Origin of the sequence: Mesoterricola silvestris (assembly GCF_030295405.1) — a bacterium.
Classification (GTDB): domain Bacteria; phylum Acidobacteriota; class Holophagae; order Holophagales; family Holophagaceae; genus Mesoterricola; species Mesoterricola silvestris.
In genome coordinates this window covers 1,115,855-1,128,717 of record NZ_AP027080.1, presented here as the reverse complement: position 1 = coordinate 1,128,717, position 12,863 = coordinate 1,115,855, and the positions used below count along the sequence as shown (strand labels likewise).

Genomic DNA, 12,863 nt, shown 5'->3' with positions numbered 1-12,863 from the left:
GATGCCTTTGTTTTGGCCCTCCGGGGAATGTTAATTAATTGCCCGCTTGACGATCCCAACCCGTTTTGTCACAGTGGCCATTAATCAATACGCCCACCTTTCCCCTCGAAACCCGGTGCAGACAGACGACATACCTGCCAAGGCGATCGAGCTTCCGGAAGTTCCCCGGCGGAGGCCAGGCCCATGAGCGATCCGCAATCCCTGCAGCACCGCACCCGCTCCCTGGGCAGGCGCCTGGGGGACGTGCTGCGCCGGATCCCCCCCTTCCTCGGCGACCTGGTGCGCAAACTGCGCACCCTGGGCTTCCGGGCCGCGACCGCCTACCTCTGGAGCCGGGTCACGGAATTGACCGAGAACCTGCTCTATGAATTCCGCACCACCGGCCCCGGCCCGGAATCGGTGCTCCCGGAAGGGTGGACGGTCCGGACCTTCACCTCCGCCGACGACCCGGACCTGGACCTGCTCATCCGCGCGGGCGGAGGGGAGGGCCTCTCCAACTTCCGCCGCCAGGCGGTGGCCCACGTGCTTTGCATCGAAGGGGAACCGGTGGCCTGCGGGTGGCAGTACCCCTGGGACCCTGTGGCCCGGTGGCTGGGCCCGGATGCCGTGTACCTCGGCGGCGCCTGGGTGCGGCCCGAATGGCGGGGCCGGGGCATCAATGCCGTCCTCCTGGCCCACGTAACCGGGAACCTGCCGGTGGGCTCCCGGGTGGTGATGCTGGTGGCCGTGGAGAACCGGTCCTCCCAGGCCTGCCTCGCCAAGGGCGCGTCCACCTGCCGGGGCCTCCTCCAGGTGCGGATGGTCCTTTCCATGGTCTGGAAGATCCGGCTGCTCCCCATTCCCGAGGGCGTCGTGCCCTCCCGCAGGGGGGCCGGTGGGAATGCCGTCGCAACCGAACCCTAGACCTTTCTCCCCATGTCGAACCTGATCTACACGTGCCGTCCCCACGGGCTTGCGGGATTCTCCGGCGAAACGCTCGCGCGTGTGGCGGACCGCATCACCCCGGCCCTCCTGCGGGGGGAGTTCCCGCACCACCTCCACCTGGGGCCCGGCGAGGGGCTGTGCGTGACGGGCCCCCACGGGGCTGTGCAGACCGAGGGGGCTTCGGCCTGCCTGGGCGCCCTGGTGGGGGACGGGGAGGCCTGGGCCCGGCCGGGAAGCCCCCTCCCCGACGGCACCTACGCCCTGGTGCGCGCCGACGGCCACCTCACGGAACTCTGCTCGGATTACGCCGGGACCCGCACCCTCTGGTACGCCTTCACGGAACGGGAGTTCCTGGCCTCCACCTCCCAGCGGGCCCTCATCTGCCTCCTCCGGGGGCTTTCCTTCAACCGGTCGGCTTTCGCCTGGTTCCTGTCCTCGGGCTCCCTGGGCCCTTCGGATTCCTGGGACACGCGCATCCGCCGGCTTCCCCGGGGCGCGCGCCTCACCCTGGACCGGGGGGCCTGGACCCTGGACCTGCACACCTCCCCCGTCGTCTTCCAGAACCTCAGCATGAGCCGCGCCGAGGCCCTGGAAAACCTGGGGTCCCTCGTGGGCGGCGCCATCCGGAACTGCCACACCCGGTCCCCGCGGTGGGTGGTGCCTCTGTCCGGAGGCTACGACAGCCGGATGGTGCTCGCCGCCCTGGAGGGCTCCGGGTTCCGGCCCCGCACGGTGACCTGGGGCCTGGCCTCCACCCGCCTCCAGCGGGGGAACGACGCCTTCGTGGCCGAAAAGCTCGCCCGGCACTACGGCCTCGTGAACGACTACTTCCTCACGGAGCGGTCCGGGGCCCCTCCGGCGGAGGTGGTGGACGCGTTCATGGCCGCCCACGGCGGCACCACGGAGGCCCTGTTCCCCTACCTGGACGGCCTCAGGATGTGGGCCGGGCTCGCCCGGGAGGGCGTGGGCGGGATCATCCGGGGCGACGAGGGCTTCGGCACGATCTCCCGGCCGGAGACCCATCACCGGTATGCCCAGGACATGGTTCTCCTCAGCGAGATCCTGGGGGAGGAAACCGCCGGGCTCATCTCGGACGGCCGCCAGATCCTCCCGGACGACCTGAAGCGGCGCCCCGAGGAATCCCTGCAGACCTACGGGGACCGCCTCATCCACACCTGCTTCATCCCCATCTCGCTGGCCGCCCTGTCGGACGTGAAGACGCCCTTCGTGGAGGTGGCGAACCCCATGCTGGCCCGCACGGTGATGGAATTCGTGCGGCAGTTGCCCGATCACCTGCGGGTGCGGCGGAACCTCTACGAGCAGCTGGTGCGGAGCCTCAGCCCCCCCATCCCCTTCGCGACCCTGGCCGCCGACGACAGCCGCAACCGGTACCTGCACGACGAGGACTACCGGTCCTGGATGGCCGGCGAACTGGAGGGCCCGGCCATGACCCGGCTCCTCCCGCCCCCCTTCCGGGCCTCCCTGGTGGCGGCGCTGCGCAGCGACGCCGGCCCGCTGCGCAGCTCCGCCCACGCCCGGGCGATCCTGAAGCGCATCGTTCCGGCCCCCCTCATCTCGGCCATCCGTACCCTGGGCCGGCCCGCGGGTCCCACCCTCCGGGTCATGGCCTTCCGGTGCGCCCTGGCCAGCCGGCTCCTGGGAATCCTCGAGCAGGACGCCCGGACCCTGGAGCCCGCGGAAGCCGGGACCCCGGCGGGGTGAAGGTTCCTAGCCGTTCATCTCGGGGTACAGCGCGCTCGAGCACTCCGGGCAGATGCCGTGGGTGAAGTCCACGTCGGCGTGGGCGCAGAGGTAGTTCTCGATCTGGTTCCAGTACCCCTGGTCGTCCCGGATCTTCTTGCACTTGGCGCAGATGGGCAGCAGGCCGGAGAGCACCTTCACCTGGGCCAGGGTGGCCTCCAGGCTCCGGCGGAGTTCCCGCTCCCGCTCCAGGGCCTGCCCCAGCTTGACGTGGGTGGCCACCCGGGCCAGGAGCTCGCCGCCCCGGAAGGGCTTGGTCACGTAGTCCACGGCCCCCAGGCGGAAGCCTTCCTGCAGGTCCTCCAGCTCGGCCTTGGCGGTGAGGAAGATCACGGGAATCTCCCGCACGGATGGGTCGGCCTTGAGGCGGCGGCACACTTCCAGGCCGTCCAGCTCGGGCATCATCACGTCCAGGAGGATGAGGTCGGGGGGCTCCACCTGGACCATCGCCAGGGCCTTGGCGCCGTCCATGGCCATGGACACCCGGTATCCCGCCTTGTCCAGGAGCAGGGCCAGCACCTGGAGATTGCGTGGGACGTCGTCCACGATGAGGATGTGGGAGGGGGCTTCGGGCACGTTGGGAATCCGGGGGTCCATCAAGTCTAGCCGCAGAGCCGGCGGATGGCGTCCACCACGTCGGGGAAACGCCGGAAGGTGGCGGGGAGGTTCTCCATGTCGAAGGCGCCGGCCTGGTCCAGGACCTGGCCGGACCAGGCCTTGAGGCCGGGTTCCCCGTAGGTGTCGGCGAGGGCCGCCATGCGCGCGGCGAACCCGGTCATGCGGTCGATGAAGAAGGAATCCTCCAGCTGCCTCCATTCCGCCTGGGCCTCCCCCTCCAGTTCGGCCAGGAGCCGGGGGAGGGCGGCCCGCACCTCGGGGGAGGGTTCCCGGGCCCCGCCCGGGGCCGCCTCCCCGCGGCAGGGCAGGAACCGCGCGATTTCCGCGGCGAGCCTGGAACGGGAGACGGGCTTTCGCAGGAAGCCGTCGGCCCCGCTCTCCCACACCGGAGCCTCGTCGGACTGGGTCGTGGAGGCCGTGAGGATGATCACCGGGATGGCCTTGAGGCGGTCGTCGGCCTTGAGGATCCGCGTGGCCTGGATGCCGTCCAGCACGGGCATCCGCAGGTCCATGACGATGAGGTCCGGGAGGACCCTGCGGGCCACCGCCACGGCCTCGGCGCCGTCCTGGGCCTCCTCGAACCGGAAGGGGAAGCTCTCGAAGAAGTGCTTGAGCAGCTCCCGGTTGGGCTTCACGTCGTCCACCAGGAGCAGGGTGGCCGGCAGGAATTCGCCCCGGAAGGGCGCTTCCAGGTCCTCGTGCACCGCCTCCTCGCTGGAAACGGCCACCCCGTGGAGAAAGAGGGTGAAGGTGCTGCCCTGGCCCTGGGCGCTGGCCACCCGCAGTTCCCCGCCCATCATGTCCGCCAGGCGGCGGCAGATGGCCAGGCCCAGGCCCGTGCCGCCGTACCGGGACGCGTCCTGGCCCGAGACCTGGTGGAAGGCGTCGAATATGGTCTCCCGCTGCCCTTCGGGGATGCCGATGCCGGTGTCCCGCACCTCGATGGCCAGGTCCACGCTGTCGGGGCCCCGGCCCCATTCCTTCAGGGCCACGGAAACCGCGCCCCGCTCCGTGAACTTCACCGCGTTGCCCATCAGGTTGAAGAGGATCTGCCGCAGGTGCACCTGGGAGACCACGAGGATCCCGGGCAGCGCGGGGTCCTCCTCCACCTGGAGGTCCAGTCCCTTCTCCCGGCAGCGCAGGGCGAAGGTGCGCACCACGTCCCGCACAAGGTCGCCCACGTGGGCCGGGGCGTACTCCAGTTCCATGCGGCCCGCCTCGATCTTCGACAGGTCGAGGATGTCCCCGATGATGCCCAGGAGGGCCTTGCCGCCGCTGGAGATCGCCGCGAGGTGCTCCCGCAGGCGCGGCTCCTCCACCTCGTCCCGGAGGATCTCGGCGTACCCCAGGATGGCGTTCAGGGGGGTGCGGATCTCGTGGCTCATGTTGGCGAGGAATTCGCTCTTGGCGCGGGTCGCGGCCTCCGCCTCGGCCTTGGCCAGTTCCAGCTGGGTGGTCTTCCGCCTGAGCTGCTCGGTGCGTTCCACCACCTTGCGCACCAGGACCTTTCGCGCCAGGCGGCTGCGCCAGAGGCGCCACTGGACCAGCGCCTGGAGCGTGAGGGCCCCCAGCGCGACGTACACCAGGTAGGCCCACCAGGTGCGGTAGAAGGGCGGGAGGATGCGGAAGCCCACGGCGCTGGCGGGAGTCACCTGGCCGTTCCCGTTGCGGGCGGCGACCTGAAACCGGTAGGCGCCTTCGGGGAGGTTGGTGTAGTCCCGGAAGGTCTCCGAGGACCAGGGGGACCAGGCCCGGTCGTAGCCCTCCAGGCGCACCCGGTACTGGGTGGCCGATTCCGGGGAGCCGCCGGGGGCCGCGAACTCGAACCGCAGGGTATTGGAGGCGAAGGGGAGCCGGCCCGCGCCGTTCCACGCGCCGGCCCCGCCATGGAGGGTCTGCCGGCCGGGGCCGGTGATCCGCCGCACCAGGGGCCCGGAGCTCCAGGGCAGGCTGAACTCCTCGCCGGGATCGTAGCGCACGAGGCCGTCGGGCCCGCCCATCCAGACGGTGCCGTCCGCCTCGGGGAGGATGGCGTAGATGGTGGAGTCGGCCAGGCGCTTCCAGGGCCCCTTCTCGAACCGGAAGGGGTGGCCGGGGAGGGCCTCGGCGTAGCCGGTGTCCCGCTCCAGGGTCGCCTCGTCCTGCACGTGCATCCAGATCCGGCCCCCGGGCCCCTCCACGACCCCGTCGGGGTACCGGGGGCCCTGGGGGAACAGGGCCGCGAACCGGGGATCGGGCTGGAAGCGGCGGGTGGCCTCGTCGAACCGGTAGAAGCCCGCGTGGGTCGTGAAGACCAGGCCCGTGGAGAGCTCGCGCACGAAATCGTGGGCCAGGGAGGGCAGGCCCTGGGCGGGGCCGTAGGTCTCCACCTCGGGGGGCCCCCCGGGCCGCGGGATCACGCGCCGCACGCCCGAGGACTGGGTGCCCACCCACAGGGAGCCGTCCCCGGCCTCCGCCAGGGTGCGCGCCTCGGCCTTGAGGCCGGGGATGCGCCCCTCGTCCTTCCACCGGACACCGTTCCAGCGCAGCCGCGCCACCCCCGTGGCCAGCCCCAGGTAGAACCGGGAGGGGTCTCGCCGGGAGCGCGCCAGACACAGGGCGTCCCGGTCGGCCTCGGTGGACAGGGCCAGCGCCGCCCGGTCCCCCCGCGCCTCGTAGAGGCCGGAGGCGTTGCACACCATGAGCCGGTCCTGGACGGTGCTGAAGCCCCACACCTGGCCGTGGATGTCCTCGACCCTCCGGAAGCGCCACAGGGGCCCACCCACGGGGGAGGCGCCGGCCTTGGGCCGGCTGCGGCCCAGGACGAACAGGCCCTTGCTGGTGCCGGCGTACAGCAGGCCCCCGTGGCGGGCCAGGGCGTTGACGGTGCCCTCCAGGCCCGAATCCTCCCCGAAGGCGGTGAAGGGCGACGGCCACTCCACCCGCGCCATGCCGCGGTTAAGCCCCAGCCAGAGCCGCGAGCGCCGGTCCACGAAGAGCCGGTTGACGAAATCCTCCTGCAGCCCCCCCTGGCGGTCCAGGCGCATGCGCAGGCGCCCCTGCCGGTCGAAGATCCAGCAGCCCCCCCGGATGGCCCCCACGGCCAGGTTGCCGTCCCGCAGGAGCACCCCGTGGCTGATGGTGATGCGGGCCAGTTCGGCGTCGGCGTCCGTGGGGAACGGGAGGATGTCCCACCCGTCGTACAGGAAGAGCCCCTGGTGGCTGGTGCCCAGGAGGATCGACTGCCCCGCCCCCCAGGGCAGCATGAAGTTCACGAGTTCCTTGGTGAACTTCCCGGCCCCCGCCAGGGGCACGAAGCGGCCCCGGTCCAGGACCACCGGCCCGATGCCGCGCTCGTAGAGATGGATCCGGCCGCGGACCTTCCAGGCCAGGGTGAAGGAGGTGTCGGCCTTGAAGGTGCGCACCGCCTTCCCGTCGTAGAAGAACAGGTACTCCCGGGTCTGGAAGTAGACGCCTTCGGGCGTGGGCAGGACGTTCCACACGTCGGCGAAGGCCCGCGCCGCGGGCTCCACCAGGTCCTCCAGGGGGACGTAGCGCATCAGGCCGGAGGCGTCCGGGGCCAGGTAGCCGAACTCGTTCTTGGCGCCCACGAACACCCGTCCCCCGGCGTCCAGGCCCAGGGACCTCACGGCGGTGCGGTTCCGGGTGGGGATCATGCGCCAGGCGTTGCCGTCGAATTCCAGCACGCCCGCGGTGTTGCCCACGAAGACGATGCCCCGGGCATCCTCCACGAAATCCCAGTTCTGGGGCGGGCCGGCGTACTCCCGGGGACGGATGTTGGTGATGAAGGGCAGGCCCAGCTCTCCCGGGGTTCCGGCCCACAGCCCCAGGGCCAGCGCCAGCGCCGCGAGCACCCGCCTCACGGCTCCCCGCCCACGAACCAGGGGTGGGCCTTGTAGTGCTCCAGGGCGATGCGGGTGGCGATCTTGAGCACGATCATCAGGGGCACGGCGAAGATCAGGCCCACCACCCCGAAGGCGTAGCCGAAGGAGAGGATGGCCAGCAGCACCTCCAGGGGGTGGAGGCCGCTGGCGCGCCCCACCCACACCGGGGTGAAATAGACGGTCTCGGTCTTCTGCACGAGGGTGAAGACCAGCGCCACCAGCAGGAGCCCGCCGCCCGAGGTCCCGTTCACCGCCGCGAAGAGCAGCGCGGGCGGCAGCGCCGTGATGTAGGGGGAGTACGGAACCACGTTGGAGAAGCCCGCCACCAGCCCCAGGAGCCAGGCGTTGGGGACCCCCAGGATCTGGAAGGCGAGGCCCTGGAGGAGGGACATCACCAGGGATACCGCCAGTTGCCCCCGGATGTACCCGCCCAGCCGGTTGTTCACTTCCCCCGCGATGCCCTTGGCCCGCTCCAGGTGGCGGCTGGGCACCAGGTCGTCCAGTTCCTGCAGGAGCCGGGGCCCTTCCACCAGGAGGTAGTAGAGGATGAGGGGCACCAGGATCAGGGTGATGAGCGACAGGAGCCACCCCAGGAGGCCCGCCCCCGCCATGCCCACCTCCTTCACCAGGGCCATGGGATCCAGCCCGTCCAGCCCCTGGCGGAGCTTGGCCAGGACCAGGGGGTGGGCCTGGAACCAGGGCCCCAGGCGGTTCTCCAGGCGGCCCTTGAGGGAAGGCAGGGAGGTTATCAGGCGATCGACCTGGTCCCACAGGAGGGGGAGCAGGGCCCAGGCCAGCAGCACCGCCACGGCCACCGCCCCCAGGATGACGAGGATGGACGCCCATTCCCGCCCCAGCTTCCGGGCAAGGCGGTCCACCAGGGGCTCCAGGACGTAGGCCAGCACCAGGGCCAGGAAGAAGGGCGCCAGGGCGCTGCGCAGGAACCAAAGGGCCAGGAGGCCGGCCCCGGCCAGGGCGACGAAGCCCAGGGGGATCCGCACCTTCCCCTGGGCGCTCACGTGGGTTCGGCCACGTGGGTGGCCCGGAAGAAGTAGTGGACGCCCGAGGCGATGACCATGGCCGCGATGAGGTAGAAGATCCAGGGCACCAGGTAGCGGTACCAGCCCCGGGGGCCCAGGTGGTTGAGCAGCAGGGCCAGGGAGATGGCCACCAGTTCCACGAAGGTGGTGGCCTTGCCCAGCCAGGAGGGGGCGAACTTGCTGGGGTCGAGCCGCTCGTAGGCCACCAGGGCCACCAGGGAGATCAGCACGTCCCGGGAGATGGCGAGGATGGCCACCCAGGCCGGCACCCGCACCGCGTACGCCTCCCGGGGGAAGGCGAGGAGGACGAAGGCCGTCGTCATCAGGAGCTTGTCCGCGGCCGGGTCCAGGATGGCCCCCAGGGTGGACTTCTGGTTGAAGCGCCGCGCGATCCACCCGTCCAGGAGATCCGTGAGCCCCGCGCAGGCGAAGAGGACGCAGGCCTCCGCCGTCCGCCCGTACCAGACGGCGATCGCGAAGAACGGAATCGCGCAGATGCGCAAGAACGTCAGGATGTTGGGAAAAGTGATGACCATGGGTGCCGTTAATACAAGCATAGTGGAAAGGTGTATGGGCGATCTTGTGATTAGTGTCGCAGCATTCCCGCTTGTTTCAGGAGGCCGTTGTTCTAGACTGGAATGACGGAGTTGAGATCATGTCTCATGTTCAAGCCAGAACCCTAAGCGACCTCCAGCCCGGGGCCGAGGCCATCGTTACGGAAATCCTGGCGACGGGGAAGATTCGCCATCGCCTCCTGGAGATGGGCTTCATCCGGGGCGCCCGCATCCGGGTGGAGAAGCTCGCTCCAATGGGTGATCCCATGGAACTTGTCATCAAGGGCTACCACCTGTCTCTGAGGCGGGAAGAGGGTCAATGCATCCTCGTGTCCGAGGAGACCTAACATGACCACCCTGGCGCTGGCGGGCAACCCCAACTGCGGAAAAACGACCATCTTCAACGCCCTCACCGGCTCCCGGCACCACGTCGGCAACTGGCCCGGGGTCACGGTGGAGCGCCGCAGCGGCACCTTCGAGGCGGCCCAGGGGCCGGTGGAGGTGGTGGACCTGCCCGGAACCTACTCCCTCTCGGCCCGCAGCGAGGACGAGCGCATCGCCTCCGAGTACGTGGCCGACCCGGCCGTGGACCTCATCGTCAACGTGCTGGACGCCTCCAACCTGGAACGCAACCTCTACCTCACCACCCAGCTCCTGGAGCTGGGCCGGCCCATGGTCTTCGTCCTGAACATGATGGACGACGCCGCGGAAAAGGGCCTCCGCATCGACCTGGCCGCCCTGGAGAGCCTCCTGGGGGGCCCCGTGGTGCCCACCGTGGGCAACCGCGAGGAGGGCATCCAGGCCCTCAAGGACGCCATCCTCCGGGTGGCCGCGGCGCCCCCGGCCAAGCTGGCCTCGGTGAACTACGGCCCGGACATGGAAGGGGAGCTCCAGAAGATCCAGAAGGAGATCCTGCGGGACGAGCATCTGGCCCAGGCCCAGCCGCCCCGCCGGCTCGCCCTCCAGCTCCTGGAGGGCGTGCCCCACGCCATGGAGCGGGTGGAGCGGAGCCACGCCCGCAAGGCCGTCGGAGCCCAGGTGCAGGCCAGCCTCGCGTTCCTGGAGCCCCACCTGGGGGCGGACGGCTCCGCCCTGCTGGCCGAGGGCCGCTACGGCTTCGTGCACGGCCTCGTGGAAGAGGTGGTGGAGCGCACGGACCGCAAGCACGCGGACATCACCGGCCGCCTGGACGCGGTGCTCACCCATCGCTACCTGGGCATTCCGGTCTTCATCGCCATCATGATCGGCGTGTACACCCTCACCTTCGTGGTGGGGAAGATCCCCCAGGACTGGATCGCCGCCGCCTTCGGATGGCTCCACGGCTACGCTTCGGCCCACCTTCCGGCCGGGGAGCTTTCCAGCCTCCTGGTGGACGGCATCATCCCCGGCGTGGGCGCGGTCATCGTGTTCGTCCCGGTGATCATGCTCCTCATGGGCTGCATCGCCTTCCTGGAGGACACCGGGTACATGGCCCGGGCCGCCTTCATCATGGACCGCCTCATGCACCTCATGGGCCTCCACGGCAAGAGCTTCATCCCGCTCATCATGGGCACGGGCTGCAACGTCCCCGCCGTGCAGGCCACGCGCACCATCGAGGCCCGGGAGGACCGCTTCATCACCATCCTGGTGGCGCCCCTCATCTCCTGCTCGGCCCGCCTGCAGATCTACATCGTCATCGCCGGCACCTTCTTCCGGCCCGTGCAGGCGGCCTTCGCCATCCTGGCCATGCACTTCCTGGGCTTCTTCCTGGCCATGGCCATGGGCAAGCTCCTGCGGCTCTCCCTCTTCCGGGGGGAGAACGCGCCCTTCGTCATGGAACTGCCCCCCTACCGCCTGCCGGTGCTCAAGAGCACGGTCATCCACATGTGGGAGAAGGGGAGCGTCTTCCTGAACCGGGCCGGCACCGTGATCCTGGCGGGTTCCACCCTGGTGTGGTTCCTGTCCCACTACCCGGGGATCGCCAACAGTTCCTGGAGCGCCGAACTTCAGTCCCAGCACGCCGCCGTCCAGGCCCTGAACCTGCCCGAGGCGGACCGGGACGCCCGGCTGGCCTCCCTGGACCTGGCCCACGAAAGCCGCGTGGTGAACTCCAGCCTCGCCGCCCGCTTTGGCAAGATCATGGAGCCCACCCTGGCCCCCATCCTCGACCCGTACCACACCCGCGCCGAGGCCTGGAAGGACACGGTGGCCCTCACCGCCGGGTTCGTGGCCAAGGAGATCGTCGTGAGCACCATGGCCGTCATCCACCAGGCCCAGCCCGGGGAGCGCGGGGAGGCCAGCGCCCTGCAGGAGGCCCTCAAGCAGCGCTCGGGCCTCACCCCCCTCACCGCCCTGGCCTTCATGGTCTTCACCCTCATCTACACCCCCTGCCTGGGCACGGTGGGCATGATCATCAAGGAGACCCGCAGCTTCCTGTGGGCCGGCTTCACCATCCTCTACGGCTCCGGACTGGCCTGGCTCATGGCCTGGCTCACGGTCCTGGGCGGCCACCTGCTGGGCTTCGCGTGAGGTTGCCATGACGATTCAACATTGGCTCATGCTCGTCCTCACCACCCTCGCGGGCGCCTACATGGCCCGGGGCTTCTTCAAATCCGCCTGCGGTTCCGGCTGCGGTTCCTGCAAGTCCGGCCAATGCCCCGCGAAAAAGCTGGAGGCCATCCGGGTGCGGCTGGAGGACTCGCACTCGGAGGTTTAGGTGGATGGTACGTGTCCCGGACCTGCGCCAGGGATTCGCTGACGCAGGCAAGCTGCGTCAGCGCAGGGCTCACGGCGCGGGGTTGAGCGGGAGTGTTGCCACGCTCCGGCTTCGATGGGGCTTGCCGCCCGTTGGAAGATGGGGGCTCCCCGGGTGGGCCTATGGCCCTGCGACACGCTTCAAGTTCCCCGAAAAGGTCACCGGGTCGCGCCGACGCTGAACGCCTACCGTGAGAGCCACATGGATAGGGAGCTTGCGGACGATGCAAACAGATCAACGTCGGCGCGAAGCCGCTCCCATCCCTTTAACTTGAAGCGGGCCGCTGGGGCATAGGCCCTGGAGGGGAGCCCAGCTAACCGCCCCAGACCCCAGCGTCCATCGAAGCCGGAGTGTGCCAACACTCCCGATCCCCCCCATGCCGTGGGCTTTCCGCTGACGCAGCTTGCCTGCGTCAGCGAATCCCTGGCGCCGGTCCGGGACAAGGGCGATTAATTAGAGCTGCTGACTGGTACTCCCCCCGGGGAGTTCGCCGGCTTCTACGAGGTTGGCGATGTAGCGCTGGAGTTCGTCGGTGCCCAGGATGCCCCGGCGCTGGAGGAGGCGGATGAGGCCCAGGAGGAGGGCCCGGGAGGGGATGCGGTCGATGGGCTGGATCTGTTCGCCCATGGCGGAGCGGGCGTGGATGATCTGGTGGGGGTCGGGGGATGGGGCGGCCTCCGGATCCACGAAGAACTCGAAGGGGCCGGCCGGGGGAGGGTCGGCCTTGAAGGGGAGGCCGTCGAAGAAGGGGTCCCGGGGGAAGGCGGGGGCGGGCAGCTTGAGGGTCGGGACGGAGGAGGGCAGCTCGAAATTCACCGGCAGGCTCTCGTCCACGGGGGTCCGGTTCACGTCGATGGTCACGCCCAGGGTGCCGGATTCCAGCTTGCGGTACTGGTCCGCGATGGCCAGGCGCAGGGCGGAATGGGAGGCCACCATGGGCTCGATGGTGAGCCCCGAGGCGAACCGCGCGCTGTCCACCGCGTTCAGGTCCGACGGATCGGCCATGGCCAGCACCAGGGACTTGGGCTCCTTGAAGGCCACGGGGAGGATCGTCATCTGCTCGGCCAGACGGCGCGGAATGCGCTCCAGCACCGAGGGGAGCACGTCCAGGTGCTTCACGTCCAGGCGGGGCACCCCCGTCTGCTGGGCCAGGAAATCCATCAGGGAATCGTCGCTGATGATGCCCATGGCCACCAGGTTGCTGCCCATGCGCCCCCCCGCGGCCTTCTGGTAGCGCAGGGCCTCCAGCAGTTGGGCCGGCGTCATGAGGCCGGCGTCAACGAGGAGTTCTCCCAACTTCTTGGTGTCGGAGTGCATCGGGTTCGAGCCTTTCCAGGTTACTATCCCA

The 12,863-nt window shown here is 69.9% G+C and carries 10 protein-coding genes; 5 read left to right on the top strand and 5 right to left on the bottom strand.

Features of this window, described 5'->3' with window-relative positions; genetic code table 11:
• Positions 1–183 precede the first annotated feature (183 nt).
• Positions 184–903, top strand: a complete 720-nt coding sequence (locus R2J76_RS04770) for a GNAT family N-acetyltransferase (protein ID WP_316414661.1) — start codon at positions 184–186, stop codon at positions 901–903.
• A 12-nt stretch (positions 904–915) separates the two neighbouring features.
• Positions 916–2,646, top strand: a complete 1,731-nt coding sequence (locus tag R2J76_RS04765; RefSeq protein ID WP_316414660.1) for an asparagine synthetase B family protein — start codon at positions 916–918, stop codon at positions 2,644–2,646.
• Between the two features lie 6 nt (positions 2,647–2,652).
• On the opposite strand, the gene R2J76_RS04760 is transcribed toward R2J76_RS04765, so the two are convergent.
• Genes R2J76_RS04760 through pgsA form a run of 4 tightly spaced genes read right to left on the bottom strand, consistent with a single transcriptional unit; the run spans position 2,653 to position 8,763 of the window.
• Positions 2,653–3,261: a response regulator gene (locus tag R2J76_RS04760; RefSeq protein WP_316414659.1), complete on the bottom strand. Its 609-nt coding sequence runs from the start codon at positions 3,259–3,261 to the stop codon at positions 2,653–2,655.
• 26 nt (positions 3,262–3,287) lie between these two features.
• Positions 3,288–7,166 (bottom strand): hybrid sensor histidine kinase/response regulator, encoded by a 3,879-nt coding sequence (locus tag R2J76_RS04755; RefSeq protein ID WP_316414658.1) that lies wholly within the window; start codon positions 7,164–7,166, stop codon positions 3,288–3,290.
• Positions 7,163–8,206 carry an AI-2E family transporter gene (locus tag R2J76_RS04750; protein ID WP_316414657.1) on the bottom strand — a complete coding sequence of 348 codons (1,044 nt, stop codon included), beginning with the start codon at positions 8,204–8,206 and terminating at the stop codon, positions 7,163–7,165. Before R2J76_RS04750 ends, R2J76_RS04755 begins: the two co-directional genes overlap by 4 nt.
• The gene (gene pgsA, locus R2J76_RS04745; protein ID WP_316414656.1) at positions 8,203–8,763 is read right to left on the bottom strand and encodes a CDP-diacylglycerol--glycerol-3-phosphate 3-phosphatidyltransferase; all 561 of its coding nucleotides are present in this window, start codon (positions 8,761–8,763) and stop codon (positions 8,203–8,205) included. Before pgsA ends, R2J76_RS04750 begins: the two co-directional genes overlap by 4 nt.
• A gap of 71 nt (positions 8,764–8,834) precedes the next feature.
• Between pgsA and R2J76_RS04740 the strand changes: the two genes are divergently transcribed.
• The 3 genes from R2J76_RS04740 to R2J76_RS04730 are packed head-to-tail and all read left to right on the top strand — an operon-like array spanning position 8,835 to position 11,476.
• Positions 8,835–9,128 carry a FeoA family protein gene (locus R2J76_RS04740; protein ID WP_316414655.1) on the top strand — a complete coding sequence of 98 codons (294 nt, stop codon included), beginning with the start codon at positions 8,835–8,837 and terminating at the stop codon, positions 9,126–9,128.
• A 1-nt stretch (position 9,129) separates the two neighbouring features.
• Positions 9,130–11,289, top strand: a complete 2,160-nt coding sequence (gene feoB / locus R2J76_RS04735) for a ferrous iron transport protein B (protein ID WP_316414654.1) — start codon at positions 9,130–9,132, stop codon at positions 11,287–11,289.
• A gap of 7 nt (positions 11,290–11,296) precedes the next feature.
• Positions 11,297–11,476: a hypothetical protein gene (locus R2J76_RS04730; protein WP_316414653.1), complete on the top strand. Its 180-nt coding sequence runs from the start codon at positions 11,297–11,299 to the stop codon at positions 11,474–11,476.
• 492 nt (positions 11,477–11,968) lie between these two features.
• Here the strand turns inward: R2J76_RS04730 and R2J76_RS04725 are convergent, their stop codons facing one another.
• Positions 11,969–12,832 carry a GspE/PulE/PilB domain-containing protein gene (locus R2J76_RS04725; protein WP_316414652.1) on the bottom strand — a complete coding sequence of 288 codons (864 nt, stop codon included), beginning with the start codon at positions 12,830–12,832 and terminating at the stop codon, positions 11,969–11,971.
• Between the last annotated feature and the right edge of the window lie 31 nt (positions 12,833–12,863).